This is a genomic window from Mycobacterium sp. NGS40, from assembly GCF_059812735.1.
Window position 1 is genome coordinate 549,277 of the sequence record NZ_JCALDG010000001.1, and the last position, 24,513, is coordinate 573,789.

Below are 24,513 nucleotides of genomic sequence, written 5' to 3' on the forward strand. Positions count from 1 at the left end.
TTGAAGGGTGACAGGAGATGGATGAAATGAAGACGCCGATTCCGGGGGTAGGCCCGCCCGGCGACAACGAGGTCTTTGGTCTGATCATGGGTGACAATCACCGCTACGCGATGTGGGATGCCGCATACGTGCTGGGGTCGCTGTCGTCCGTCGACCGCCGCGAATTCGAAGGGCACATGCTGCAGTGCCCGGCTTGCCGGGACGCCGTCGCCGAACTCAGTGGAGTGCCGGCCCTGCTTTCGCAACTCGATCGCGAAGAAGTTGCGGCGATCGCGGAGTCCGGCGATCTCCCACCGGCGACGCCGGAGCCCTCACCCGAGCTCTTGCCGTCGTTGCTGGCGAAGGTGGCCTGGCGCCGCCGCCGGACGCGGGCGATCACCTGGGTGGCATCGTCCGCCGCGGCCGCGGTATTGGCGGTCGGCGTATTTGTCGGCATTCAAGGTCATAGCCCGTCGGCGACCCCGCCGCAGCCGGTGGCCGCTTCCTCGGAGATGGCGCAGGTGGGTACCAACTTGCTGGCGTCGACGGTGCAGATCTCCAGCCAGCACTGGGGGACCTCCATCAACTTGAAGTGCGTCTGCCTGGCACCGCCGTATGCGCACCACGACACGTTGGCGATGGTTGTGGTCGGTCGCGACGGCAGCCAAACCCGGCTGGCGACCTGGGTGGCCGAACCCGGGCACACCGCGACGCCCGCCGCGAGCATCTCGACACCGATCGAGCAGATCGCCGCCGTGCAGGTGGTCGCCGCCGACAGTGGTCAGGTTTTGTTGCAGCGTTCGCTGTAAACCTTCTCAGGTGAACCGGCGGCTCACCTGACTCGTGCCTTAGGCATCGTCTCAATCGAACTTAGGTGAGCAGATGCCTCGGAAGCACCGGGTTGTTGACCACATCGTCGAATGCCTCGCGTCAATCGGTGTCGACCACATCTTCGGAGTGGATGGCGCCAACATCGAAGACCTTTACGACGCGGCACATTTCCGCTCCGAGGTCACCGCGGTCCTGGCCAAGCACGAGTTTTCCGCCGCCACGATGGCCGACGGTTACAGCCGCAGCGGCGCCGGGCTCGGTGTGGTGGCCGCTACTTCGGGCGGCGGTGCGCTGAATCTTGTTGCAGGACTTGGGGAGTCGCTTGCGAGCCGGGTCCCGGTGTTGGCTTTGGTCGGGCAGACCCCGACGACCATGGATGGCCGCGGCAGCTTCCAGGACACCAGCGGCAACAATGGATCCCTGAACGCCGAAGCGGTATTCTCCGCAGTGTCGGTGTCCTGCGAGCGGGTGTTGCGGCCGGCCGACATCGCTGCGGCGCTGTCCCGGGCCATCGCGGCGGCGCGCACCGGTGGTCCTGCAGTGTTGTTGCTGCCCAAGGACATTCAGCAAGCATTCGTCTACGCCGACCGATCGGGCCCCGCTGCTTTCGAACCGCGGCCGATCGATCAGGTCTTCGGGTTTGTGTTGGCGCTCAACGTGGCCCGCAAACTGTTGTCCTCCGGTGAAGGGCACACCGCGCTGATCGCGATCGCGCAGAACGCGGCCGGTCAGTTCTTCGATCAGCCGACGATTCGCCGCAAGGCTCAGTCGGCCGTGCCCGGTGACGGGGCGGCGGTCGGACTCGTCAGAGTGGGTGACGAGTCGCCGATTCTCGATGTCGAATGCCGCACCTTCGGCGAATACGCGGGAGATATGACCCTTTCCTTCGACCCGCAGCGTAAGTGGTGGCAGGCCGGCGACTTCGCCGGTGCGGCGGCGGTGCGCTGGGGCGGACGAGCCTGATGCAACCACTTGTCAGCTCTGCCACCGTGGAGGTCGATGACGCGGTTCCGCATGCCGTCGATCCACTGGCGTTGTCGCTCAACGAAAATCCGTTCCCGCCGCTTCCCGCGGTGCGATCGGTGTTGGTCAAATCCATCGACGCGGCCAACCGGTATCCGGAGTTCCTGCCCGAGCGGCTGCGCAACCTGATCGCCAATCGCATCGGGGTCGGTTCGGAGCAGGTGGTGCTGGGCGCTGGGGCGACGGGGGTGGTGCTGCAGGCTTTGCAGGCATTGACCGTTCCGGGTGACACGATGGTCATGTCGGCTCCCACCTTCGACGGCTACCCGATCATCGCGCAGATGGCGCGGCTGAACCCGGTGACGGTGCCGCTGAACAAGGGCGGCCACAACGATCTGGACCGGCTGGCCGACGCGGCCGCGAGGGCCCGCGTTGTGGTGGTGTGCCGGCCGCACAACCCCACCGGCACGCTGGAGCCGACGTCGCACCTGTTCCGCTTCCTGCGCCGGGTGCATCGCGACACCATTGTGCTGCTCGACGAGGCGTACATCGAGTTCGCCGCACCCGAACACCGGGTCGAGGTGTCGGCGTTGGCGCGTCGATTCCCCAATGTGGTGGTGGTACGGACGTTTTCCAAGGCGTACGGGCTGGCCGGGCTGCGGATCGGCTATGGGGTGGCCGCGCCCGAGTTGGCGGCGACGATGTGGTCACACCAGCTGCCGTTCGGCATCGCGATGACCAGCCTGCCGGCGGTCGCGGCGTCCTACAACGCTGAAGACGAACTGCTGCAACGGATCCGGATGATCACCTGTGAGCGACGGTATCTGCGGATGCGGCTGTCCGCGCTGGGGATATACACGACCAACGCCCACGCGAATTTCATGTATCTGCCGTCGAAGACCGGGCGGCCGTGGAGTGAGGTGTTCGCCGACAGCGGGCTGCGGGTGCGCTGCTATCCCGACGGTGGCGCGCGGATTACCGTGGGCAGCCGCGAATCCACGCTCGCGGTGCTGGCCGCGGTCGGGAAATAGGCGCGCGCTGGATCGGGCCAGTTGACCCGCTTTTGCCGCGAGTGCGGTAAGAAAAGGGGTGGCCCCCGACAAGAAGCGCGACCCGATCGCCGCCGCACGCACCAACTGGGAACGTGCGGGCTGGGGGGATGTGTCGCAGGGCATGGTCGCGGTGACCTCGGTGATGCGTGCGCATCAAATCCTGCTGGCGCGCGTGGAGACGGCGCTACGGCCGTATGACCTGAGTTTCTCGCGTTACGAGTTGCTGCGGCTGCTCGCGTTCAGCCGGACCGGGGCGCTGCCCATCACCAAGGCGTCCGACCGACTGCAGGTCCACGTCACCAGCGTCAGCCACGCGATCCGCCGGCTGGAGGCCGACGGGCTGGTTCAGCGGGTGCCGCACCCCACCGACGGGCGCACGACGCTGGTGCAGCTCACCGAGCTGGGCCGGTCCACGGTCGAGGACGCCACCGTCACGCTCAACGAGCAGGTGTTCGCCGACATCGGCATGGAAACCGCGGAATCGCAGGCGCTGGTGTCCTCGATTGAAACGTTGCGCCGCAACGCGGGTGACTTTTAGCCCGCGGCCCATTGTTTGGCGCGCTCGAGGTCGTCGAGCCCGAACACGGCGATCTCACCCGGCACCATCCAGGCCAACGCGTGCAGAGTGTGGGCGACCCACTCTTTGTCGGACACCACCGCGATCCGCTTGAACGCCGAATGATGCTTGAAAACGCTGCCGAGGCCCAGCTTGAGGTCCTCGACCAGGCCACCGGGCCCGAAGCCCTCGTAATCGGGCGCGATGACCTCCACGATCCTGATCTCGTCACCGCTCACGAGCTCTTCCATGGCGGGCTTGAAGTCGCGCAGATCGTCACCGTTCAACCGGCCCGATACGCGGATGCCGGTGACTCCCGCCGGCATGTCGTCCAGCACTTCGATCATCGAATGCTCCTTTCTGACAACCGTATTGCGCGAGACCGTGCGTCCAGCCGGGCGAGTATTACCGCAATGCCTCGATCACCGCGCTGAAGTCCAGGGCGCCGTGAGAGGCGTCGGACGCGACAAACGCAGCGTAGATCTCGGCGGCGTGCGTGCCCAGTGGCGCGGACGAGCCCGTCGACGACACCGCGTCCATCGCCAGCCCCAGGTCCTTGTTCATCAGCGCGGTCGCGAATCCGGGCTTGAAGTCGTTGTTGGCCGGTGACGTCGGAACCGGGCCCGGCACCGGGCAATTGGTGTGCACCGCCCAGCAGTTGCCGGTCGCGCCGGTGATCACGTCGAACAGCGATTGCGCCGACAGCCCGAGCTTCTCGGCGAGCACGAAGGCCTCGCCGATCGCGATCTGCTGTACGGCCAGCACCATGTTGTTGCACACCTTGGCGGCCTGCCCGGCACCGGCCGCACCGCAGTGAATGATCTTGCCCGCCATGGGTTCCAGCACCCGGCGGGCCCGCTGCACCGCGTCTTCCTCGCCGCCGACCATGAATGCCAGCGTTCCGGCGACAGCGCCTTTCACCCCGCCGGATACCGGGGCGTCCAGCTGCGCAACACCGTGCTCCTTGGCCTGCGCATGCACTTCGCGGGCGTCGCTGACCGAGATTGTCGAGCTGTCGATGAACAGCGCGCCGGCTCGCGCGGCCGGCAGCACCTCGGCGTAACAGCGTTTGACCAACTCGCCGTTGGGCAGCATCGTGATGACGACGTCCGCGCCGGCCACCGCTTCGGCGGCGCTGTCGAAACCGGTGACGCCGGCCGCGGTCGCCGCGGCCAGGGCCGCCGGCACCGGGTCGAACCCGCGCACCGCGTGGTTGGCGGCAACAAGGTTGGTCGCCATCGGCGCGCCCATGTTGCCCAGCCCCAGGAACGCCACCGTCAGATGCTCCGTCATTGCTGCCTTCCTAAGCGGTGGCCCGGAAACGGCCGGCCTCGGCGCGGCCGATGACCACCCGCATGATTTCGTTGGTCCCCTCGAGGATTCGGTGAACCCGAAGATCGCGGACGATCTTTTCCAGACCATACTCGCGCAGGTAGCCGTAGCCGCCGTGGAGTTGCAGCGCCTTGTCCGCGACGTCGAAGCAGGTGTCGGTGACGTAGCGTTTGGCCATCGCGCACAGCTCGACCTTGTCGGGGTCGCCGGCGTCCAATGCGCTTGCTGCCCGCCACAACATCAGTCGTGAGGTTTCGAGCCCGGTGGCCATGTCGGCCAGGGTGAAGCGGATGGTCGGCTCGTCGAGCAGTGCGGAGCCGAACGCGTGGCGCTCGCGCACGTACGCCCCGGCCTTGTCGAAGGCCGACTGCGCACCGCCGAGCGAGCACGCCGCGATGTTGAGCCGGCCGCCGTTGAGGCCGTTCATCGCGATGCCGAAACCGGCGCCCTCGCCCTCGGCACCGCCCAGCATTGCGTCGGCGGGAACCCGCACGCCCTCCAGGATCACCTGTGCGGTGGGCTGGGCGTGCCAGCCCATCTTCTCCTCAAGAGCACCGAAACTCATTCCCGGCGTGCCCTTTTCGATGATGAAGGCGGAAATGCCGCGCGGTCCGGGCTTTTCTGGGCCGCCGGTGCGGGCCATCACCAGGTAAACATCCGAAGCGCCCGCGCCGGAGATGAACTGCTTGACGCCGTCGAGCACGTAGTCGCCACCGTGGGCGACCGCGCGGGTGCTCAACGCGCTGGCATCGGACCCGGCGCCGGGCTCGGTCAGGCAGTAGCTGGCGATGACGTCCATCGGCGCCAGCCGCGGAATCCATTCCTTGCGTTGCTCGTCGGTGCCGAAGCTGTCGATCATCCAGGCACACATGTTGTGGATGGACAGGAACGCGGCGGTGGTGGGATCGGCGATGGCCAGCTGCTCGAAGATCCGCACCCCGTCGAGGCGACGCAGCCCGCTGCCACCGACGTCATCGCGGCAGTAGATCGCCGCCATGCCGAGCTCGGCGGCTTCCCGCAAGACATCGGTCGGGAAGTGCTGCGCCGCTTCCCATTCCAGGGCGTACGGAGCAATCCGCTTGGCGGCGAACGCCGCTGCTGTCTCGGTGATGACTCGTTCGTCGTCGTTCAGGGCGAACATGACCTTAATCCATTGTCGGGATGACGAATTCGGCGCCATCCTTGATGCCGGATGGCCACCGCGACGTCACGGTCTTCACCTTGGTGTAGAACTGGATGGACGCCGGGCCGTGCTGGTTGAGGTCGCCGAAGCCGGAGCGCTTCCAGCCGCCGAAGGTGTGATAGGCCACCGGCACCGGGATCGGCACGTTGACACCGACCATGCCCACCTCGACGCGTGCCACAAAATCACGCGCGGCGTCCCCGTCGCGGGTGAACACGGCGACACCGTTGCCGTATTCGTGCTCCGACGGCAGGCGCAACGCCTCCTCGTAGTCGTGGGCGCGCACGATGCACAGCACCGGGCCGAAGATCTCGTCGGTGTAGATCGACATGTCGGTGGTGACGTGGTCGAACAGGGTGGGCCCGATGAAGAAGCCGCCCTCCAGGTTCGCATCACCGAAGGCCAGGTCGTCGCTGGTGCGCTCGCGGCCGTCGATGACCAATTCGGCACCGGCGGCCACGCCCTGGCCGATGTAGTCGCGCACCCGGGCCACGGCGGCCTCGGTGACCAGCGGGCCGTAGTCTGCCTTGGGGTCCAGGCTGTGTCCGACGCGCAGGTTGTTGATCCGCTCGATCAGCCTGGCGCGCAACCGATCCGCGGTCTGCTCGCCGACGGGCACCGCGACGCTGATCGCCATGCAGCGCTCGCCGGCGCTGCCGTAGCCAGCGCCGATCAGCGCGTCGACGGCCTGATCGAGGTCGGCGTCGGGCATCACGATCATGTGGTTCTTGGCGCCGCCGAAGCACTGCGAGCGCTTGTCGTTGGCCGCGGCCGTCGAGTAGATGTAGTGCGCGATGTCGGAGCTGCCGACGAAGCCGACCGCCTTGATGTCGGGGTGGTGCAGGATCGCGTCGACGGCCTCCTTGTCGCCGTGGACGACCTGGAAGACGCCGGGCGGCAGACCCGCCTCGAGAAACAACTCGGCCAGCCGCACCGGCACCGACGGGTCGCGCTCGCTCGGCTTGAGCACGAACGCGTTGCCACAGGCGAGCGCGGGCCCGGCCTTCCACAGCGGGATCATCGCCGGGAAGTTGAACGGGGTGATGCCCGCGACCACGCCCAGCGGCTGGCGCAGCGAGTAGACGTCGATGCCCGGGCCGGCGCCCTCGCTGTACTCACCCTTCAGCAGGTGGGGGATTCCGATGGCGAACTCGATCACCTCGATGCCGCGCTGGATGTCGCCGCGCGCGTCGGGCACCGTCTTGCCGTGTTCGAGGGAAAGCAGCTCGGCCAGCTCGTCCATGTTGCTGTTGACCAGCTCGATGAACTTCATCATCACCCGCGCGCGGCGCTGCGGGTTCGTTGCGGCCCAACCCTTTTGGGCCTCGACGGCCGAGGCGACCGCCGCGTCGACATCGGCCGCCGACGCCATCGGGACCTTCGCCTGGACCTCGCCGGTGCTGGGGTTGAAGACATCGGCCGTGCGAGTGGATTGGCCGGGGACGCGCTTCCCGTCGATGAAGTGCGGGATCTGTGTGGTCATGGGGTGCCCTTGGGTCTTGTGCCAGTGCGTAAGCGGATACTTGCATATCCTAGTAACCGCGTTCTGACCTTGGCAAGGTGGGTTACCTGCGCTGACAACGCGGGTTAGCGTTGAGCCGTATGCAGACCATCGAGGCCGATTACCTGGTCATTGGCGCGGGTGCCATGGGCATGGCGTTCGTCGACACGCTGGTCACAGAGACTTCAGCGACGGAGGCCAGCGTCGTGGTGGTGGACCGCAACGACGCGCCGGGTGGGCATTGGACCACCGCCTACCCGTTCGTCCGCTTGCATCAGCCGTCGGTGTTCTACGGGGTCGGCTCGCTGCGGCTGGGCCGCGACACCATCGACCAGGCCGGCTGGAACCAGGGGCTCTACGAGCTGGCAACGGCCGGAGAAGTCTGTGCTTATTACGACCACGTCATGCGCCAGCAGCTAATGCCGACCGGGCGGGTCCGCTATTTCCCGATGAGCCAGTACCTCGGTGCGGGCCGCTTCGCCACGCTGGCCGGCGACGAGTACACCGTCGACGTGGCTCGCCGCGTGGTGGATGCCACCTACATGCGAGTGATGGTGCCCGCAATGCGCCCGCCGCCGTATCCGGTCGCGCCCGGCACCGTCTGCGTCCCCCCCAACGACCTGCCCGGTCGCGGCGCCCACGAGCGCTACGTCATCGTCGGGGCCGGCAAGACGGGCATCGACACCTGCCTGTGGCTGCTCGGCCATGGCGTGGCACCGCAGCGGCTGACCTGGATCATGCCGCGCGACTCGTGGCTGCTGGATCGCGCCACGATGCAGCCCGGGGCGGCGTTCGCCGACCGCATCAAAGCCGGATTCATCGCCCAGCTGCGCGCGATCAGGGACGCCACCTCAGCCGACGACCTGTTCGCCCGGCTCGAGGACGCCGGCACCCTGCTGCGGATAGACCCGGCGGTGCGCCCCACGATGTACCGCTGCGCGACCGTCACCCAGGCCGAACTAGAGCAGCTGCGCCGCATCGGCGACATCGTGCGCAAGGGCCACCTGCTGGCCATTGAGAAGGACAATGCGGACGACAGGATGGTCCTCGAGGGCGGCGACGTGGCGATGGACAGCGGCGCACTCTATATCGACTGCACCGCCGACGGAGCCGAAAAGCGCCCTGCCACTCCAATTTTCGATTCCGGGCACATCACGCTGCAAAGTGTGCGCGGTTGCCAGCAGATATTCAGCGCCTCGCTGATAGCCCACCTGGAGGCGGCCTATCCCGATGACGCGACCCGCAACCGGCTGGGTGTGCCGCTGCCGCACCCCGATACCGACCTGGACTGGTTACGCATCGCGCTGGCCGACTACAGCAGTCAACTGCGCTGGTTCGACGACCCCGACCTCACCGCTTGGCTGTCCGGCTCGCGCCTGGACCTCTTCGGTCACCTGGTGGGCCAGTTGCTGCCGCCGGCCTCGGCCAAACCCCGGGTGCGCGAGCGAATCCTCGGCGTGGCCAAAACAGTCCTGTCCGCCACCGCGGCGAAGCTCGACGAGCTGGTCGTCGATGAACCTTCGCTCGCCGCGCCCTGACCGCGTGTAACCCCCGCTGATATTGATCGGGTGAGGGAGACATGTGACGTCACAAAACGAACCCGCGGGCCCGCGGCCCCTGCGCGCGGTGCCCGACCCAGGCGCTGCGGGCTACGCCGACTGGCAAGCCGTGTACCAGGACAACGCGGACTGGGTGTACCGCACGCTGTTCGCCCGGGTCGGCAACCGGGCGGACGCCGAGGATCTCACCGCCGAGGTGTTCCTGGCCGCACTGCGGCCACTGCGGCTGTCCGCGAGCGTCGGTGAGGTGCGCGCATACCTGCGCGCCACGGCGCGAACGGTACTGGCCGCGCACTGGCGCGAGACCCTGGGACGGGAGATAACGTCGATCGAGGAGGACATCGAGCAACCACCCGATAGCGAGGAAGCGATCAGCAACGCGCCGGTGCGTGTCGCCCACGTTCTCGAGAGCCTGCCCGACCGCTATCGACAAATTTTGGAACTACGTTTCCTGCAAGGCAATTCAATCAAGGAGTCAGCCGCGGAACTTGGAATCAGCGTCGCCAACGCCAAGGTGCTTCAACATCGCGCGCTGCGGCTGGCGGCACAGGTCAACGATGGGGGCCAGTCATGAACGCGCGAGGATTGCGTCGCTACGTCGACGATATGCTGCGGGGCCGGCGGCCGAAACCGTTTGCGCCAACCGACTTCGAGGCTGCCCAGATCCGCATGGCGATCGAGCTGCACGCTGCCGGACAGGGCTCTGAGGTGGGGGCCGCCCCGCGCCAGGAATTCCTCGCCGACCTGCACCGGCGGCTTGCCGAGCAGATGGCCGGCGTACCGCCCGCGCCACCGACGCCCAAGCAGAACACCACGCGACGTCAGGTGATCGTCGGCACGTCGGCCGCGGCGGCCGCCGCGGTCACCGCGGTCTCCATCGATCGAGCCGTCACCGGAGGCGTCACCGAAGGTCCCGCGGTCGCAGGACAACTCACCCCGAACGACGGAAGCTGGCAGCGCATCGCGGCCAGTTCGGACGTGCCGGACGGTCGCATGCATGCGTTCGATCTGGGCTCGGTCAGCGGATTCGTTCGCCGCGTCGACGGCAAACTCGAGGCGGTATCCGGGGTGTGCACGCATCAAGGGTGCAAGTTGTGGTTCGACGCGCCAGACGACAGGTTGCGCTGCCCCTGCCACTCGACGTCGTTCTCTCCCGCGGGAGAAGTGCTCACCCATCAGCTACCGATCGCCCCAAAGCCGTTGCCTACATTGATGGTTCGCGAGGTCAACGGGGTCGTCGAGGTGCTCGCCCCGCCGCCGTACCCGGAGCGGCCGGCCTAACGGTGTAACCACCGGCCCTATCACTGGGCATGACGATTGCCACGTTCCGAAAACACCTTGCCTTGCTGGCGGCGGGGGCGCTGTTGCTGGCCGGGTGCTCTGCATCGCGGCCCGATGCGCACGCGTCGGTCACCATGAAGCCGGATTCCGGTGCGACGCCGTCGGTGACCGCGCCGTCGGCGCCGGTCAGCGGTAACCAAGTCACCATCGACGGCTTCGCGTTCGCTCCCGCGACGCTGAAGGTCAGCGTGGGCACCACGGTTACCTGGATCAATCGTGACGAAGAACCCCACACCGTGGCCGCGAGCGACGGTTCGTTTCATTCACCCGGCATGGGGACGGGAGCCAGCTTCACCCATACCTTTTCCACCGCAGGGACTTTCGACTACGTCTGCTCGATTCACCCGATGATGCACGGCACCGTGGTGGTGACACAGTGAACACGGACACGAACGCGAACCGCGACCCCAACACGATGAGTCGCCGCCAGCTGATCCGGCACGGGGCATGGTTCGGTGCGGCGGTCGGGTTCGCCGTCGCCGGCGGCGAGGTGATCTCCCATGTCGCCGGTGCCGCCGCGGCCGAGCGCGCAAAGATTCGGCCCGCCCTGCGCTTCGCCCAGATCAGCGACAGTCACCTCGGCTTCACCGGTGCGCCCAACCCGGACGTGGCCGGCACGTTCGGCCACGCAATCGATCAGGTCAACAACCTGGGCTACACACCGGATTTCGTCGTCCACACCGGTGACCTGACGCACCTGTCCACTCCCGAGCAGTTCGACCAGGTGAAGCAGATGATGAGCGGGCTGCAGACGCCGCACGTGTTCACCGTGCCGGGGGAGCACGACTCGGTCGACGATGCGGGTCAGAAGTACCGCAAGGTATTCGGGGCGGGATCGGTAGGTGACGGGTGGTACAGCTTCGACACCGCCGGCGTTCACGTGATCGCACTGGTCAACACGCTGAACTTGCGCAAGCTCGGACATCTCGGCGTCGACCAGCTGGAGTTCGTCGAGAAGGACGTCGCGAGCCTGTCCAGCGACACACCGATCATCGTGTTCAGTCACATCCCGCTGTTCGCGATGTACCCGGACTGGGGCTGGGGCACCGACGACGCCACCCAGGCCCTCAGTTACCTGCGCCGGTTCGCCTCGGTGACTTGCATCAATGGCCACGTGCACCAATTGTTTTCGAAGACCGAAGGCAATGTGTCGTTCTACAGCGGGACCACGACCGCCTACCCGCTGCCACACCCCGGTGATGGGCCGGCACCCAAGCCGATCACGCTGCCGGCCGGCAAGCTGCACGACGCGCTCGGCATTCGCGAGGTCAGTTACACCAAGGGCGAGACCGCCCTGGCGTTGAAAGAGCAGAGGCTGCAATGAATATCTTGGTCCGGATCGGCTTCGCCGCGTCGTTGCTCGCCAGCGCCGTCAGCCATGCTTACCTGTATATCCATGGCTACCAGCACATTCCGACGATCGCCACCGGCTTCCTGGTGCAGGCCAGCGTCTCGTTCGCGGTGGCCGTGCTGATCCTGGTGGGTGGTCCCTGGTGGCTGCGCTGGGCCGGAGCCGCGATCTCCGGCGGTTCGCTGGTAGCCTTCGCATTGTCGCGCACCGCGGGGCTTTTCGGCTTTTCCGAGCAGGGCTGGGACCCCGCGCCGTACGCGGCGATCAGCGTGGGGGCCGAAGTGCTGACCGTGCTGTTGTGGACGCTTGCCGATCTTCCCGGTGGCCTGAGGTTCGGCTGGCTTCGGAGAGCTCGGCGTCAACCGGCTTCTTCTTGAATCGAGATTTCAGGGCCAGTGCCGGCTTTTCGATCAGGAACCAGCTCAGAGCGGCCAGCGGCAGAGTCGCGATCGTCGCAATGGCAGCGAACACAAAGGGATTCGTACCGCCCAGCCCGCCGATAACAAGCAACTGCTGGACCGGGAAAGCGTAAATGTAGACGCCGTAGGACAGATCCGTCGGCAACCGCAGATACCGGTTGTGCACCAGCGCGCCGGAGACGATGACGGCGTATGCCAACGGAACGGCGCCGACCAGTCGGTAGTCAGGGAGTAAACCGGTCAGCGCCACAATGCCCACGCACAATGCGACCAGCGACCAGCGAGCGGGAATCACGTGTTTCCACTGATACACCAGGGCGCCGGCGGCAAACACGATGGCGAAGCGCGCGATGCACTGCTCGTTGCTCCATATCCCTGGAAATGTCATGGGCGGCAAGCACGCAGCGAGAAGCACCGCCAATGCCAACACCACCGCAGAAGTCCATCGACGCGTAGCCAGTCCCACCAACCCGAGGATCGCCACACCGGCGTAGCACAGCACCTCGTAGATGAGGGTCCACAGTGATCCATTCCACATCCCGACCACCGGGACTCCGGTCGGAGTGCCGCCGACATCGAACTTGAGCACCGCGATGGCGGCGTTTTCCACGACGTACTGGAATGGCGCGCTGGACAGCAGCAGCTTGAGTGCCGGTCCACCCTGAATCGCCACACCGATCGGCGCGACGACAAACGCGGTCACCGCCAGGCAGACATAGAGACCGGGAAGAATGCGAAGAGCGCGGTGGACGAGATAGTCACGGATTTGCGGGTTGTTGAGCCAGCTCGCGGTGATCAGGAAGCCCGAGATCGCGAAGAACCCGTCGACACCCACCCCGAACAGCAATTGCCGTATGTGGGCGGACGGCAGCACGCCACCGGTGACGGCGAACGAATGCCAAAGGATTACTTCGGCGGCCATGGCCAGCCGCAACGCATTCAGTGCATTGTTTCGCGGATCGAATACTTGCCCGAGTTTCATCCGTTATCACCAGCCGTCCCCGTTCGCGGCGTCGCCACGTTCCTGCATTTAAGCGCATTGTGCCGTCTTCGCATCGGGTCTTTGGTCCCGAAAACGCACTTTGCCATCCCGGGCGGCGTTAGGATTGGCTCGCTTCGGCGAGCTGCGAGCCGGACCACTTCCGCTTGAGCCGAAACTTGAGAGACTGCGCGGGCTTTTCGATCGCGAACCAACTCAGCGCGGCCAGCGGCACCACCACTGTCGTCGAAACACCGGCAAACGCTATCGGATTCAGCGTCGCGACACCGCAGCTGGCCAGCAACTGCTGCGTCGGGAACGCGTAGATGTAGACGCCATAGGAAAGGTCCGTACGCAGGCGCAAGCGTCGGTTGTGAATCCTGGCCGCCGAAACGATGACGGCATAGGCCAGTGGAAGGGCCGCGACCACCCGGTAATCGGGCAGCAGGACGGCGGCGACCACAACAATGACCACGCTCACCGCGACGAGCGACCATCGAGCGGGCATCACGTCGCGCCACTGATACAGCAGCGCGCCCGCGGCGAACATGATCGCCGAACGCACCACGAGCTGTGAGAAGGTCCATACTCCCGGGAAGGCTAGCGGCGGCACCAACGTCGCGCCAATTGTGGCCATGCCCAGCAGTACTGGTGAAATCCAGCGATGATCGCCCAGGCCGGCCAACCCGATGCCGGCGACGGTGAGATAGCACATCAGTTCCCAGATCAGCGACCACAGCGAAGCGTTCCACCCGCCGGCGGCCGCGCGGGGTTTCACCGATGAAGTGCTGGATGTAGGCCACCGCACCGTTTTTCAGGACGTACTCGAACGGCGCGAAGGACTTCAGCAGCCGTACGGCCGAACCACCGGCGATCGCCGCATTGAGCGGCGCGAACACGAACGCGGTGACGATCAGGCAGGCGTAGAACCCGGGCAGAATGCGCAGCGCCCGAGCCGCGAGAAAGTCACGCAGCTTCGGATCGGTGAGCCAACTCGCGGTGATCAGGAATCCCGAAATCGCAAAGAAGCCGTCAACACCCACCGAGAAGAGAAGCTGGCGCAGCACGTGTGGCGGGGTGCGGCCGGTGACCGGCCAGGAGTGGAACAGCATGACTTCGGCGGCCAGCCCGAGTCGAAACAGGTTCAGCGCGTTGTTTCGGGGATCGAAAACCTGAGCCAGCTTCATAGACCCCCGCCTGCATCCCTCGACAACCCCTGTCGGGCGCCCGAATACGACGCCGGATGCCCAAGGTAGTCGATTCACGCCCCCGGCGAGCGAGGGCGAAAGCCAGTGTCTACCCCGTGCCGTGAACGTCTGGAGCCGGCCGCCCGGCGGTCGGATCGATCGCCGGGCTGCCTTGTGGGCCGTCGGCTCCGGGGCCGGCGGGCGCACCCCACTTCCGTTTGAGACGAGACTTCAGCGCCATCGAGGGCTTCTCGACGCAGAACCAGCTCATCGCAGCCAGCGGCAGCGTCGCGATGACCGCAACGACAAAGAACACCGCCGGATGCAGGAATCCGAGCCCAAAAATCACCAGCAACTGCTGAGTCGGAAATGCATAAATGTAGTAGCCGTAAGACAGGTCCGTCCGCAACGTCAGGCGTTTCTTGCGGATGAGGGCGCCCGAAACAATTACGGCGTATGCCAGTGGAAGGGCCGCGACCACCCGGTAATCCGGCAGCAGAACGCCAGCTGCGACGACGATGACCACGCTCACCGCGACGAGCGACCACCGAGCGGGAATCACGTCACGCCACTGATACATCAGGGCGCCAGCGGAAAACATGATGGCCGAGCGCACGGCGAGCTGAGGGATGGTCCATGACCCGGGGAAGGTCAGTGGCGGTAACAATGTCGCGGCACTCGCGGCGAGCACCAGGATCGCGGGCGAAATCCAGCGGCGGTTGGCAAGCCCGGCAATGCCGATGAGCGCAATGCTGATGTAGCACAGAACTTCCCAGATAAGCGACCACAGCGAAGCGTTCCAGACTCCCGGGGACGCGACCTGCAGCGGTGTACCGGCGACATCGAACTGAAGCACCGCCACCAGGGTGGCGTTTTTCAAGACATATTCGAACGGTGCGCTGGACAGCAGTAGTTTCGCCGCCGAGCCGCCCTGGACCGCGACGCTGAGCGGGGCAAACACGAACGCGGTGATGATCAGGCAGACGTAGAGCCCGGGCAAGATGCGCAGGGCTCGGGCGGCAAGATAGTCACGGACGTGCGGGTCGCGGAGCCAACTCGCGGAGATCAGAAATCCCGAGATCGCGAAGAACCCGTCGACGCCCACCGCGAACATCAGCTGAAGCGCCGCGTGTGGCGGCATATGGCCCGTGATCGGCCAGGAGTGAAACAGCATGACCTCGGCGGCCAGCCCCAGCCGAAACAGGTTCAGGGCGTTACATCGGGGATCGAACACCTCCGCTAACTTCATGCGTGCAAATCCGTATCTGTCGTCGACCCGCGCGGCCGGCCAGAGTTTCCGCACGGAATGCCCAAGTTAGTCGATGAACCCGCGACAAACGACGGTTTAATGCCAACCCGACGTTGCCGCTTTGCTACGCGCAGGTGGCACCGACGCCCACCGGCTTTTAGCAGTTGCGGTCCGGCAATCAGTATTTCAGGATTTACCGCGCAGCTGCGCGGCGAACTGCTGCGCCTCGTCCCAGGTGGGCAGCAGCCCGGCGGCACGCACTTCGTCGAAGCCGGGGGCGACGGCATCGCGGTCGGACAAACTCGGGGCGGCACCATCGACCAGCGGCCAGTCGATGCCCAGGGCCGGGTCGGTAGCACGGATGGTGTGCTCGCGCTGTGGGCTGTATTCCGCGGAGCACAAGTACATCACCGTCGAATTATCCTGCAGCGCAAGGAAACCGTGCCCGAGGCCTTCGGAGATGTAGATTGTGCGCCGGTCCTGGTCGTCGAGCAGTACCGAGTCCCATTGGCCGAATGTCGGTGAGCCGACCCGAATGTCGACCACCACGTCGAACACCGCACCGCGCACGCAGGTCACGTATTTGGCCTGGCTGGGCGGGAGCTGGGCGAAGTGCAGCCCGCGCAGCACCCCGGCGGCCGATACCGAGCAATTGGCCTGTTGCACATTGAGCCCATGACCGGCGAATGAACCGAAATCGGTGTTTTTCAGCCATTCGAAGAACATGCCGCGCGAATCCCCGTGAATTCTCGGGGTGATTTCCCAGGCGCCCGGCACCTTGAGTTCACGAACTTCCATCTCACTGCCCCCGTTGTTCGTAGCGGGCTTCCGATGCGTCCTTCAGCGGACGCCACCAGGATTCGTTTGCCCGATACCAGTCGATGGTTTCCCGCAACCCCTCTTCGAAGTCGGTGTGCTTTGGCGCCCAGTGCAATTCGTCATACAGCAACGACGGATCGATCGCGTAGCGCAGATCGTGGCCGACGCGGTCGGTGACGTGGTCGAAGTCGTCTTCGTCGCGACCCATCATGCGCAACAGCGTGCGCAGCACGGTCAGGTTGTCGCGCTCGCCCTCGGCGGAGATCAGGTAGGTCTGACCGATCTGGCCCTTGTCCAGGATCTGCCAGACCGCGCTGTTGTGGTCGTCGACGTGGATCCAGTCGCGGACGTTGGCGCCGGCGCCGTACAGCTTGCACCGTCTGCCGGTCAGCACATTGGTGATCTGGCGCGGGATGAACTTCTCGATGTGCTGATAAGGCCCGTAGTTGTTCGAGCAATTGGACAGCGTCGCGCGTACGCCGTACGAGCGAACCCACGCCCGGACCAGCATGTCGGCCGCGGCCTTGGTCGCCGAGTACGGGCTGGACGGGTTGTACGGCGTCGACTCGGTGAACCGCTGCGGGTCGTCGAGCTCGAGATCGCCGTAGACCTCGTCGGTCGAGATGTGGTGCAGCCGCACCCCGCGACGCCGTACCGCTTCCAGGATCGTGTACGTGCCGACCACGTTCGTATGCAAGAACGGCTCGGGGTTGTCCAGCGCGTTGTCGACGTGGCTCTCCGCGGCGAAGTGCACCACCGCGTCGGACTCGGCGATCAGCCCAGAGACCAGCTCGGCGTCGCAGATGTCGCCCTCGACCAGCCTGATCGCGTCGTCGACGTCGGCCAGCGATTCACGCCGGCCGGCGTAAGTCAGGGCGTCCAGCACCGTTACTGAGACGTCGGGACGTTCGCGCACGGTGCTGTGCACGAAATTCGCGCCGATGAAACCGGCGCCACCAGTGACCAGCAGCCGCATGGTCAAACCCTAACCGAGGGCGGCGGTCAGCTTGCGGGGGTCAGCCCAAGCGGCCCAGCCAGTTCACTCAACGCGGGCAGCAGCGTCTCTTCGTTGTAGCCGCCCAGCACCTGGATGGCCACGTGGTCGGCGCCGGCGTCGAGGTGCTCGCTCAGGCGCTTCACGATGGCCTCCGGGGTGCCGTATGCGACCACCGCGTCGATCAGCCGGTCGCTGCCGGGCGCGCGCACATCGGCCTCGGTGAATCCCAGCCGCAGCCAGTTGTTCACGTAGTTGCTCAGCCCCAGATAGTGCTGGACGATCTGACGGCCGGCCTCGCGTGCCTTGTCGCGGTCGGTGGTCAGCACCACCTTGTGCTCCGGGGCCAGGAACACCGAATTGCCGAGCTGTTCGCGCGCCCTGGCCGTGTGCTCGGGCGTGGTCAGGTACGGGTGGGCGCCGGCGCTGCGTTCGGCGGACAGCGCCAACACCTTGGGCCCGAGCGCGGCGAGCACCCGCCGGCTGGTCGGCACCAGTGCCTCGTCGAGGGCATCGAGATAGCCGACCAGTGCGGCGTAGGGCTTGACGTACTCCTGGGTGTGCTCGGGGTGTCCCACCCCGATACCGAGCAAAAACCTTCCAGGGTAAGCACTTTCGATGCGCTTGAACGATTCGGCGACGGGTGTGGCCGCCGCCGTCCAGATGTTGACGATGCCGGTGGCCAGCTGCAGCGAGCTGGTTTGGGCCAACGCCGGTTCCACCCAGGCCAGGTCGGCGTCCGGTGATCCGCCGATCCAGGCCGCCGAATACCCGAGGGCTTCGATCTCGGCGGCCAGCTCGGGTGTGATGGATCGGGTGGGCAGCCAGGCGCCGTAGCGGCCGAGGTTGGGCTTGAGTGCTGCGGCGTCGTTCATCGAGGTTTCCTCCGCGGTCGGTTACGAGCGGTTCAGTCCGAGCGGCCCCGCTAGCTCAGCCAAAGCCGAGACCAGGTTTTCATCTTTGGTGAGGACCTGCACGGGCACGTGGTCGGCCCCCGCCTCGAGATGCTCGTTGAGCCGCGCGGCGATCGCCTCGGGGGTGCCGTAGGCCACCACCGCGTCGACCAGGCGGTCGCTGCCCGGACGGACGACCTCGTCGTCGCCGAAGCCCGACCGCTTCCAGTTGTTGCGGTAGTTGGCCAGGTTGAAGTAGATGTCCAGCGCCTTGCGCCCGACCGCGCGGGCCTCGTCCGCTCCCGCCTTGTCCGGGGTGGTCAGCACCACCTTGTGCTCAGGTGCCAAGAATGCCGACGGCCCGATCAGCTCGCGTGCCTGCGCGGTGTGCTCCGGCGTGGTCAGATACGGGTGCGCGCCGGCGCTGCGCTGCGCCGAGAGCCCCAGCACCCGTGGGCCCAGCGCGGCCACCACCCGGCGGTGGGCGGGCACGCCGTACTCGTCGAGTGCGTCCAGGTAGTCGACCAGCGCGTCGTAGGGCTTGCGATATTCGCTGATCACCTCGCGGTGGCCGACGCCGATGCCGAGCACAAAACGATTTGGGTAGGCCTGGTCGATGCGATGGAACGACTCGGCGACCTCGTTGGCGGGTGCGGTCCAAATGTTCACGATGCCGGTGGCCACCTGCAACGTGCTCGTCGCTGCCAGGATGGGCTCCACCCAAGCCAGCTCGGCGGGCGGTGACCCGCCTACCCAGACGGCGCCGTAGCCCAGTGCCTCGATTTCCTTTGCTTGCTGTGGCGTTACGCCACGTCCGAACGATCCGAACCGGCCAAGATCGGGCTTGCTTGCAGCTGCATCGGTCATGCCGTCTCCAACCCGGTCGCCGTGGGTGCTATTCCGCCTCGTCCGGATCCTCGTCGTCATCCACGGCGGCGACGTCGGCGACGGGCATCTCCAGCGGCAGCAGGACGATGAATCGGGTGTCGCCGGGCACCGATTCCACCCGCAGGTCGCCCCGATGTTTCTTGACGACGATGTTGAACGCCAGATCCAGCCCGAGGCCGGTGCCCTCGCCGAAGGGTTTGGTGGTGAAGAACGGCTCGAAGATGTGCTCGCGGATATCGGCGGGGACGCCCGGCCCGGTGTCACAGATTTCGACCCGGGCCATGTTGTCGTGGTAGCGGCAGGTGCGCACGGTCAGCGTGCCGCCCGTGTCGCGCATCGCGGCCAGCGCATTGTCGATGATATTGGTCCATACCTGGTTGAGATCGCCTGGGTAGCAGGGGATTTCGGGTAACGATTTGTCGAAATCCTTGACGAGGGTGATCGATTTTTCGTCCTTGCTGCCGTCCTTGGTCAACCGGTCGGCGAACATCACCAGCGTGCTGTAGAGCAGGTCGTGCACGTTGGCCACCTGGAACGGGGCCCGATCCATCTGCGAGTACTGCTTGGCGTCGGCCACCAGCGCCGAAATCCGTTTGCTCGCTTCCAGAATCTGGTTCATCAACAGTTCGCTCTCGATGGTGTAGTTGATCCATCGGACCGCCTGCTCCAACGTTGCCGACGCGAGTTCCTGGCTGACCGTGGAAATCCGTTCCAGCCAATCGGTGTCGATGCCGCCCTCGACGAACGTCGGCGCGATGTCCCAGCCGCCGTCGATGCCGTGCTCGTCCAGCCAATCTGCGACGGCGTCTTCGCGGTCGGAGCTCTCCAGCGCGCTCAGGTGCTGACTCGCCGATTTGGCGACCTGCTCGGCAACCCGCTCCTGCAGGCGCACCAGCGCGCTCAACGCCTCCGGTGAGATGGTGCCGTCGGCGAGCATCGCGAGCTTGTGGCGCATGTTGGCCACGCGCTCGCGCAGATCCGCCGCGGCCCGCGCGATCGCCGCGGCCGGGTTGTTGAGCTGATGCGTCAGCCCGGCCGACAGCCGGCCCAGCGCCAGCAGCTTCTCCCGGTTGTCGATGATGCGGCGAGTCCGGTCCGTGCCGACGGCGATGCCGTCGAGCAGGTGCACCGCCATCGGGAACTGGTCGCGCATGAACTGGGCGAAGACGGGCGCGTCCATCACGAAAAACCGTGACGGCTTGGTCACGTGCACCGAGGCGTCGTAGGTCTTCTGCTTCCCGCCGGTGAACGCTCGCCAGGCCCCGGCGTATACCCCGCGTTGCGAGGTGCGGTTGGTTTCGATGTCCTGGCCGCCGGAGAGCTTGGACATCGTCAGTTCACCCTCGAGCAGTACGTAGAAGCAGGTCGCCGGTTCGCCTTCCACACAGATCGGCCCCGGCTGGTACTCCTCGATGCACCCGTTGCTGCACAGCACCGCGAGCTGTTCGTCGGTCAGCGCCTCGAACAGGAACAGGGAGCGCAGCTCGTCGGGCTGACACGGCGTATTGGCGGTCATGACGCGCGACCCTTCTAGGACTCGGCCAGGTAGCGGTGGACCAGCATCACGGCCATCGACCCTTCACCGACGGCGGCCGCGACCCGTTTGGCGGACGTGGAGCGGACGTCCCCGGTGGCGAAGACGCCCGGCACGCTGGTTTCCAGGTGATGCGGTGGCCGGTCCAGCGTCCAGCCGCACACGTTGCGCAGGTCCGGGCCGGTCAGGATGAAGCCGTGGTTGTCGCGGGCCAGCACCCCGTCCAGCCACTCGGTGCGCGGGGCGGCGCCGATGAAGATGAACATCCGTCCGCAGGCGACGTCCTCGACTTGCTCGGTCCGGTTGTTGACCAGGGTCAGCTTCTCCAGATGGCCGTCGCCGGTCGCGCGCCGCACCTCGGTGCAGGTTAGGACGTTGATCTTGGGGTTCGCCTCGATCTGCTGAATCAGGTAGTAGGACATCGACGCTTCCAGCGACGGAGCGCGCACCACGATGTTGACCGATTTGGCCGTGCGCGACAGATACATCGCGGCCTGGCCGGCGGAGTTGGCGCCGCCGATCACATAGACCTCTTCGTCTTCGCAATCCGAGGCGATCGACACCGCGGCGCCGTAGTAGACGCCGCAGCCGGTCAGCTCCGTGAGTCCCTCGGCGGTCAGCTGACGGTAAGAGACACCGGTGGCCAGGATGACGGCGTGCGCGTCGATCGACCCGCCATCGGCGAAGCGCACGGTGCGCTTGGATCCGTTCACCTCGAGGCCGGTCGCCCTGCGGGCGGTGATGATCTCGGCGCCGAACTTCTCGGCCTGCCGGCGAGCCCGCTCGGCCAGCTGGCCGCCCGATACTCCGTCCGGGAAGCCCAGGTAGTTCTCGATGCGCGAGCTCTGCCCCGCCTGCCCGCCGGTCGCGGTGTGCTCGATCAGCACCGTGCGCAGTCCCTCGGATGCGCCGTACACGGCGGCGGCCAGGCCCGCGGGCCCTCCGCCGATCACGATCAGGTCGTAGAACTCCTGCGACGGGGTGGAGGACAGGCCCAGTTTGTCGGCCAGCTCGGCGTCGGACGGTTCCACCAGCGGGTCGCCGTGCTCGGTGACGACGACGGGCAGCCGCTTGCCGTCTTCGCCGGCCGCCTGCAGGAGTCGCTCGCCGTCGGGCTCGTCGGCCATGAACCAGGTGTAGTAGAGGCCGTTGCGGGCCAGGAAGTCGCGCACCTCCCAGGACCGCGCCGACCAGCGATGCCCGATCACCTTGGTGTGCGGGATGGGGTGTTCCGGGGCCGCCCGCCAGGCCTCGAGCAGGCCGTCGATCACGGGATAGAACTTCTCCTCCGGCGGATCCCACGGCTTGAGCAGGTAGTGGTCCAGGTCCACGACGTTGATCGCGTCGATCGCGGCGTGGGTGTCGGCGTAGGCGGTCAGCAGCACACGGCGCGCCACCGGGTACAAATCCATCGCCTGTTCGAGAAACTCGATGCCGCTCATCTGCGGCATCCGGTAGTCGGCGATCAGCGCGGCGACCGTTTCGCCGCGCAGCTTGAGCTGTTTGAGGGTTTCCAGCGCCTCGGGACCGGCCTCGGCGCGCACAATGCGGTGGTCTTCGCCGTATTTGCGCCGCAGGTCCCGGGCCACAGCGCGGGAAACCGCGGGATCGTCGTCGACGGTCAGGATCACCGGTTTGCGTGCCTGCGCGGTGCCATCAAGGGGACGTGTCATCGTGGTCAAGTATGCGCTTGTCAGGCTAGGTGTGGTGGGTCGAGGTGGCACCCGCGAGCGCCCGGATCGCGGATTTTGGCCACGCCGCACGAGCGGGTACCATGGAACGACGGTGCGACATTTCGCGCCGGCTTTTTTGTGTGTCCGTTCCCTAGGAATTTCCTGTCACCGGCTCACGTTCCAAAGTCGGTGTGAATGCTGTGCCGTTGTTGGCGCAGACGACAACGAAACTAAACGACGAGGATTTGACGAGTAGTTATGGCCAAGAAGGACGGCGCCATCGAGGTCGAGGGCCGGGTGGTCGAGCCTCTGCCCAATGCGATGTTTCGCATTGAGCTGGAGAACGGTCACAAGGTGCTTGCCCACATCAGCGGCAAGATGCGGCAGCACTACATCCGCATCCTGCCCGAGGACCGGGTGGTAGTGGAGCTGTCTCCCTACGACCTGTCCCGGGGCCGCATCGTGTACCGGTACAAGTAACCAAACAACAGACGAGAACAGGATCGAACAGCCGTGAAGGTCAACCCCAGCGTGAAGCCGATTTGCGACAAGTGCAGGGTGATCCGTCGGCATGGGCGGGTCATGGTGATCTGCTCCGATCCACGCCACAAGCAGCGCCAGGGCTAACTGCCGGGCCGAGTTGCACCCACAACTGAATGCAGACCTCCCAGCACCACTGAGCGGATACGCCGCTCACCTACGCCCGGTCGGAGGCCGGGCCCCGAACATTCGGGAACGGGCTGGGAAAAGACCTCCGCTTAGTAAAAAGAGGAAACGCCACCTATGGCTCGACTAGTAGGCGTCGATCTGCCGCGTGACAAGCGGATGGAGATCGCGCTGACTTACATCTTCGGCATTGGCCGTACCCGTTCCAACGAGATCCTGGAAGCGACCGGCATCGACCGGAATCTGCGCACCCGGGACCTCACCGACGACCAGCTGACCCACCTGCGTGACTACATCGAGGCCAACCTCAAGGTGGAGGGTGACCTGCGCCGCGAGGTTCAGGCAGACATCCGCCGCAAGATCGAGATCGGCTGCTACCAGGGCCTGCGGCACCGCCGCGGCCTGCCGGTGCGTGGCCAGCGCACCAAGACCAACGCGCGTACCCGCAAGGGCCCCAAGCGCACCATCGCCGGCAAGAAGAAGGCCAGGTAACCGCCCATGCCACCAGCCAAGAAGGCAGCAGCGTCGGCCCCCAAGAAGGGGCAGAAGACCCGCAAGCGGGAAAAGAAGAACATCCCGCACGGCGCCGCGCACATCAAGAGCACGTTCAACAACACGATCGTGAGCATCACCGACCCGCAGGGCAACGTCATCGCCTGGGCGTCGTCGGGCCACGTCGGCTTCAAGGGTTCGCGTAAGTCGACGCCGTTCGCCGCGCAGCTCGCCGCGGAGAACGCCGCGCGCAAGGCCCAGGAGCACGGGGTGCGCAAGGTCGACGTGTTCGTGAAGGGCCCGGGCTCGGGCCGGGAGACCGCGATCCGTTCGCTGCAGGCCGCGGGCCTGGAGGTCGGCGCGATTTCCGACGTCACCCCCCAGCCGCACAACGGCTGCCGCCCCCCCAAGCGCAGAAGGGTCTAGGTAAAAAACATGGCTCGTTACACCGGACCCATCACCCGCAAATCGCGCCGGCTGCGCACCGACCTCGTCGGTGGCGACCAGGCTTTCGAGAAGCGTCCCTACCCGCCCGGCCAGCACGGCCGCGCGCGGATCAAGGAAAGCGAATACCTGCTGCAGCTGCAGGAGAAGCAGAAGGCCCGCTTCACCTACGGCGTGATGGAAAAGCAGTTCCGTCGCTACTACGAAGAGGCCGTGCGCCACTCCGGCAAGACCGGTGAGAACCTGCTGCAGATCCTGGAAAGCCGGCTGGACAACGTCGTGTACCGCGCCGGGCTGGCGCGCACCCGCCGGATGGCCCGCCAGCTGGTCAGCCACGGGCATTTCAGCGTCAACGGCGTGCACGTCAACGTCCCCAGCTACCGGGTGTCGCAGTACGACATTATCGACGTGCGGGACGGGTCGCTGAACACCGTGCCCTTCCAAATCGCGCGGGAGACGGCGGGCGATCGCCCGATTCCGAGCTGGCTGCAGGTGGTCGGGGAGCGTCAGCGCATCCTCGTGCACCAATTGCCCGAGCGCGCACAGATCGACGTGCCGCTCACCGAGCAGCTGATCGTCGAGTACTACTCGAAGTAAAGACTTTCCGGGCCGACCGGCCCGGGAACCT

At 66.0% G+C, this 24,513-nt stretch carries 27 protein-coding genes and 1 pseudogene; 15 read left to right on the top strand and 13 right to left on the bottom strand.

The window, feature by feature from the left end; all coding sequences use genetic code 11:
• The first annotated feature begins 17 nt into the window (after positions 1-17).
• The 4 genes from AC5Y5O_RS02780 to AC5Y5O_RS02795 all read left to right on the top strand — a co-directional run bounded on the left by AC5Y5O_RS02780 (position 18) and on the right by AC5Y5O_RS02795 (position 3,363).
• Positions 18-788 carry a zf-HC2 domain-containing protein gene (locus AC5Y5O_RS02780; protein ID WP_500023610.1) on the top strand — a complete coding sequence of 257 codons (771 nt, stop codon included), beginning with the start codon at positions 18-20 and terminating at the stop codon, positions 786-788.
• A gap of 73 nt (positions 789-861) precedes the next feature.
• The gene (locus tag AC5Y5O_RS02785; protein ID WP_500023612.1) at positions 862-1,773 is read left to right on the top strand and encodes a thiamine pyrophosphate-binding protein; all 912 of its coding nucleotides are present in this window, start codon (positions 862-864) and stop codon (positions 1,771-1,773) included.
• Positions 1,773-2,804 carry a pyridoxal phosphate-dependent aminotransferase gene (locus AC5Y5O_RS02790; RefSeq protein WP_500023614.1) on the top strand — a complete coding sequence of 344 codons (1,032 nt, stop codon included), beginning with the start codon at positions 1,773-1,775 and terminating at the stop codon, positions 2,802-2,804. Before AC5Y5O_RS02785 ends, AC5Y5O_RS02790 begins: the two co-directional genes overlap by 1 nt.
• Before the next feature lie 58 nt (positions 2,805-2,862).
• Entirely contained in the window at positions 2,863-3,363 is a 501-nt protein-coding gene (locus AC5Y5O_RS02795; RefSeq protein WP_500023616.1) for a MarR family transcriptional regulator, read from the top strand.
• Here AC5Y5O_RS02795 and AC5Y5O_RS02800 read toward each other — a convergent pair.
• Genes AC5Y5O_RS02800 through AC5Y5O_RS02815 form a run of 4 tightly spaced genes read right to left on the bottom strand, consistent with a single transcriptional unit; the run spans position 3,360 to position 7,379 of the window.
• Positions 3,360-3,728 (bottom strand): SpoIIAA family protein, encoded by a 369-nt coding sequence (locus AC5Y5O_RS02800; RefSeq protein ID WP_342925819.1) that lies wholly within the window; start codon positions 3,726-3,728, stop codon positions 3,360-3,362. The genes AC5Y5O_RS02795 and AC5Y5O_RS02800 overlap by 4 nt on opposite strands.
• 58 nt (positions 3,729-3,786) lie before the next feature.
• Positions 3,787-4,674 carry a 3-hydroxyisobutyrate dehydrogenase gene (gene mmsB / locus AC5Y5O_RS02805; protein ID WP_096284855.1) on the bottom strand — a complete coding sequence of 296 codons (888 nt, stop codon included), beginning with the start codon at positions 4,672-4,674 and terminating at the stop codon, positions 3,787-3,789.
• Positions 4,675-4,684: 10 nt separating this feature from the next.
• Positions 4,685-5,854 carry an acyl-CoA dehydrogenase family protein gene (locus tag AC5Y5O_RS02810; RefSeq protein ID WP_096284857.1) on the bottom strand — a complete coding sequence of 390 codons (1,170 nt, stop codon included), beginning with the start codon at positions 5,852-5,854 and terminating at the stop codon, positions 4,685-4,687.
• Positions 5,855-5,858: 4 nt separating this feature from the next.
• Positions 5,859-7,379, bottom strand: coding sequence for a CoA-acylating methylmalonate-semialdehyde dehydrogenase (locus AC5Y5O_RS02815; protein WP_500023619.1), 1,521 nt, complete (start codon positions 7,377-7,379; stop codon positions 5,859-5,861).
• Positions 7,380-7,498: 119 nt separating this feature from the next.
• Here AC5Y5O_RS02815 and AC5Y5O_RS02820 point away from each other — a divergent pair, with 119 nt between their 5' ends.
• Genes AC5Y5O_RS02820 through AC5Y5O_RS02845 form a run of 6 tightly spaced genes read left to right on the top strand, consistent with a single transcriptional unit; the run spans position 7,499 to position 12,025 of the window.
• Positions 7,499-8,935 (top strand): hypothetical protein, encoded by a 1,437-nt coding sequence (locus AC5Y5O_RS02820; protein WP_096284861.1) that lies wholly within the window; start codon positions 7,499-7,501, stop codon positions 8,933-8,935.
• Positions 8,936-8,978: 43 nt separating this feature from the next.
• Positions 8,979-9,530, top strand: a complete 552-nt coding sequence (locus AC5Y5O_RS02825) for an RNA polymerase sigma factor (RefSeq protein ID WP_096284863.1) — start codon at positions 8,979-8,981, stop codon at positions 9,528-9,530.
• The gene (locus AC5Y5O_RS02830) at positions 9,527-10,237 is read left to right on the top strand and encodes a Rieske (2Fe-2S) protein (RefSeq protein ID WP_096284865.1); all 711 of its coding nucleotides are present in this window, start codon (positions 9,527-9,529) and stop codon (positions 10,235-10,237) included. Before AC5Y5O_RS02825 ends, AC5Y5O_RS02830 begins: the two co-directional genes overlap by 4 nt.
• Positions 10,238-10,260: 23 nt before the next feature.
• The gene (locus tag AC5Y5O_RS02835) at positions 10,261-10,677 is read left to right on the top strand and encodes a cupredoxin domain-containing protein (protein ID WP_165796370.1); all 417 of its coding nucleotides are present in this window, start codon (positions 10,261-10,263) and stop codon (positions 10,675-10,677) included.
• 35 nt (positions 10,678-10,712) lie between these two features.
• Positions 10,713-11,621 (top strand): metallophosphoesterase family protein, encoded by a 909-nt coding sequence (locus tag AC5Y5O_RS02840; RefSeq protein WP_096290881.1) that lies wholly within the window; start codon positions 10,713-10,715, stop codon positions 11,619-11,621.
• Complete coding sequence (locus AC5Y5O_RS02845; RefSeq protein WP_096284869.1) at positions 11,618-12,025, top strand: hypothetical protein; 408 nt, start codon at positions 11,618-11,620, stop codon at positions 12,023-12,025. The genes AC5Y5O_RS02840 and AC5Y5O_RS02845 overlap by 4 nt, the downstream gene beginning before the upstream one ends.
• Here AC5Y5O_RS02845 and AC5Y5O_RS02850 read toward each other — a convergent pair.
• From AC5Y5O_RS02850 to AC5Y5O_RS02890, 9 genes and pseudogenes are all read right to left on the bottom strand, one after another.
• Positions 11,913-13,049: an acyltransferase family protein gene (locus AC5Y5O_RS02850; protein WP_096284871.1), complete on the bottom strand. Its 1,137-nt coding sequence runs from the start codon at positions 13,047-13,049 to the stop codon at positions 11,913-11,915. The two genes, AC5Y5O_RS02845 and AC5Y5O_RS02850, sit on opposite strands and share 113 nt — an antisense overlap.
• Before the next feature lie 118 nt (positions 13,050-13,167).
• Positions 13,168-14,233 (bottom strand): annotated as a pseudogene (locus tag AC5Y5O_RS02855) (acyltransferase family protein).
• 109 nt (positions 14,234-14,342) lie between these two features.
• A complete protein-coding gene (locus AC5Y5O_RS02860) occupies positions 14,343-15,482 on the bottom strand; it encodes an acyltransferase family protein (RefSeq protein ID WP_096290882.1) in 1,140 nt (379 codons plus the stop codon).
• A 186-nt stretch (positions 15,483-15,668) separates the two neighbouring features.
• Positions 15,669-16,280, bottom strand: coding sequence for a dTDP-4-dehydrorhamnose 3,5-epimerase (gene rfbC, locus AC5Y5O_RS02865; protein WP_096284873.1), 612 nt, complete (start codon positions 16,278-16,280; stop codon positions 15,669-15,671).
• Position 16,281: 1 nt separating this feature from the next.
• Positions 16,282-17,277, bottom strand: a complete 996-nt coding sequence (rfbB, locus tag AC5Y5O_RS02870) for a dTDP-glucose 4,6-dehydratase (RefSeq protein ID WP_096284875.1) — start codon at positions 17,275-17,277, stop codon at positions 16,282-16,284.
• Positions 17,278-17,303: 26 nt separating this feature from the next.
• A complete protein-coding gene (locus tag AC5Y5O_RS02875) occupies positions 17,304-18,170 on the bottom strand; it encodes an LLM class F420-dependent oxidoreductase (protein WP_096284877.1) in 867 nt (288 codons plus the stop codon).
• A gap of 21 nt (positions 18,171-18,191) precedes the next feature.
• A complete protein-coding gene (locus tag AC5Y5O_RS02880; protein WP_096284879.1) occupies positions 18,192-19,055 on the bottom strand; it encodes an LLM class F420-dependent oxidoreductase in 864 nt (287 codons plus the stop codon).
• A gap of 28 nt (positions 19,056-19,083) precedes the next feature.
• Positions 19,084-20,592 carry an ATP-binding protein gene (locus AC5Y5O_RS02885; RefSeq protein WP_096284881.1) on the bottom strand — a complete coding sequence of 503 codons (1,509 nt, stop codon included), beginning with the start codon at positions 20,590-20,592 and terminating at the stop codon, positions 19,084-19,086.
• A 14-nt stretch (positions 20,593-20,606) separates the two neighbouring features.
• Positions 20,607-22,283 carry an NAD(P)/FAD-dependent oxidoreductase gene (locus AC5Y5O_RS02890; protein ID WP_096284883.1) on the bottom strand — a complete coding sequence of 559 codons (1,677 nt, stop codon included), beginning with the start codon at positions 22,281-22,283 and terminating at the stop codon, positions 20,607-20,609.
• A 258-nt stretch (positions 22,284-22,541) separates the two neighbouring features.
• Between AC5Y5O_RS02890 and infA the strand changes: the two genes are divergently transcribed.
• From infA to rpsD, 5 genes are all read left to right on the top strand, one after another.
• Positions 22,542-22,763 carry a translation initiation factor IF-1 gene (gene infA / locus AC5Y5O_RS02895; RefSeq protein ID WP_003418601.1) on the top strand — a complete coding sequence of 74 codons (222 nt, stop codon included), beginning with the start codon at positions 22,542-22,544 and terminating at the stop codon, positions 22,761-22,763.
• A gap of 33 nt (positions 22,764-22,796) precedes the next feature.
• Positions 22,797-22,910, top strand: a complete 114-nt coding sequence (rpmJ, locus tag AC5Y5O_RS02900; RefSeq protein ID WP_003879483.1) for a 50S ribosomal protein L36 — start codon at positions 22,797-22,799, stop codon at positions 22,908-22,910.
• Positions 22,911-23,066: 156 nt separating this feature from the next.
• Complete coding sequence (gene rpsM, locus AC5Y5O_RS02905; protein ID WP_025737540.1) at positions 23,067-23,441, top strand: 30S ribosomal protein S13; 375 nt, start codon at positions 23,067-23,069, stop codon at positions 23,439-23,441.
• A 6-nt stretch (positions 23,442-23,447) separates the two neighbouring features.
• A complete protein-coding gene (gene rpsK, locus AC5Y5O_RS02910) occupies positions 23,448-23,867 on the top strand; it encodes a 30S ribosomal protein S11 (RefSeq protein WP_090600535.1) in 420 nt (139 codons plus the stop codon).
• Positions 23,868-23,876: 9 nt separating this feature from the next.
• On the top strand, positions 23,877-24,482 hold the full coding sequence (gene rpsD, locus AC5Y5O_RS02915) for a 30S ribosomal protein S4 (RefSeq protein ID WP_090600537.1): 606 nt from the start codon (positions 23,877-23,879) through the stop codon (positions 24,480-24,482).
• Positions 24,483-24,513 lie beyond the last annotated feature (31 nt).

Bases quoted from the DNA above. Each gene is read 5' to 3' on its own strand.
- AC5Y5O_RS02840 (WP_096290881.1), top strand. From the start codon at position 10,713: ATGAGTCGCCGCCAGCTGATCCGGCACGGGGCATGGTTCGGTGCGGCG.
- AC5Y5O_RS02890 (WP_096284883.1), bottom strand. From the start codon at position 22,283: ATGACACGTCCCCTTGATGGCACCGCGCAGGCACGCAAACCGGTGATC.
- AC5Y5O_RS02785 (WP_500023612.1), top strand. From the start codon at position 862: ATGCCTCGGAAGCACCGGGTTGTTGACCACATCGTCGAATGCCTCGCG.
- rpsK (WP_090600535.1), top strand. From the start codon at position 23,448: ATGCCACCAGCCAAGAAGGCAGCAGCGTCGGCCCCCAAGAAGGGGCAG.
- rpsD (WP_090600537.1), top strand. From the start codon at position 23,877: ATGGCTCGTTACACCGGACCCATCACCCGCAAATCGCGCCGGCTGCGC.
- AC5Y5O_RS02885 (WP_096284881.1), bottom strand. From the start codon at position 20,592: ATGACCGCCAATACGCCGTGTCAGCCCGACGAGCTGCGCTCCCTGTTC.
- infA (WP_003418601.1), top strand. From the start codon at position 22,542: ATGGCCAAGAAGGACGGCGCCATCGAGGTCGAGGGCCGGGTGGTCGAG.
- AC5Y5O_RS02815 (WP_500023619.1), bottom strand. From the start codon at position 7,379: ATGACCACACAGATCCCGCACTTCATCGACGGGAAGCGCGTCCCCGGC.
- rfbB (WP_096284875.1), bottom strand. From the start codon at position 17,277: ATGCGGCTGCTGGTCACTGGTGGCGCCGGTTTCATCGGCGCGAATTTC.
- AC5Y5O_RS02880 (WP_096284879.1), bottom strand. From the start codon at position 19,055: ATGACCGATGCAGCTGCAAGCAAGCCCGATCTTGGCCGGTTCGGATCG.
- AC5Y5O_RS02830 (WP_096284865.1), top strand. From the start codon at position 9,527: ATGAACGCGCGAGGATTGCGTCGCTACGTCGACGATATGCTGCGGGGC.
- AC5Y5O_RS02800 (WP_342925819.1), bottom strand. From the start codon at position 3,728: ATGATCGAAGTGCTGGACGACATGCCGGCGGGAGTCACCGGCATCCGC.
- AC5Y5O_RS02845 (WP_096284869.1), top strand. From the start codon at position 11,618: ATGAATATCTTGGTCCGGATCGGCTTCGCCGCGTCGTTGCTCGCCAGC.
- AC5Y5O_RS02850 (WP_096284871.1), bottom strand. From the start codon at position 13,049: ATGAAACTCGGGCAAGTATTCGATCCGCGAAACAATGCACTGAATGCG.
- mmsB (WP_096284855.1), bottom strand. From the start codon at position 4,674: ATGACGGAGCATCTGACGGTGGCGTTCCTGGGGCTGGGCAACATGGGC.
- AC5Y5O_RS02780 (WP_500023610.1), top strand. From the start codon at position 18: ATGGATGAAATGAAGACGCCGATTCCGGGGGTAGGCCCGCCCGGCGAC.
- AC5Y5O_RS02790 (WP_500023614.1), top strand. From the start codon at position 1,773: ATGCAACCACTTGTCAGCTCTGCCACCGTGGAGGTCGATGACGCGGTT.
- AC5Y5O_RS02820 (WP_096284861.1), top strand. From the start codon at position 7,499: ATGCAGACCATCGAGGCCGATTACCTGGTCATTGGCGCGGGTGCCATG.
- rpsM (WP_025737540.1), top strand. From the start codon at position 23,067: ATGGCTCGACTAGTAGGCGTCGATCTGCCGCGTGACAAGCGGATGGAG.
- AC5Y5O_RS02810 (WP_096284857.1), bottom strand. From the start codon at position 5,854: ATGTTCGCCCTGAACGACGACGAACGAGTCATCACCGAGACAGCAGCG.
- AC5Y5O_RS02875 (WP_096284877.1), bottom strand. From the start codon at position 18,170: ATGAACGACGCCGCAGCACTCAAGCCCAACCTCGGCCGCTACGGCGCC.
- AC5Y5O_RS02860 (WP_096290882.1), bottom strand. From the start codon at position 15,482: ATGAAGTTAGCGGAGGTGTTCGATCCCCGATGTAACGCCCTGAACCTG.
- rfbC (WP_096284873.1), bottom strand. From the start codon at position 16,280: ATGGAAGTTCGTGAACTCAAGGTGCCGGGCGCCTGGGAAATCACCCCG.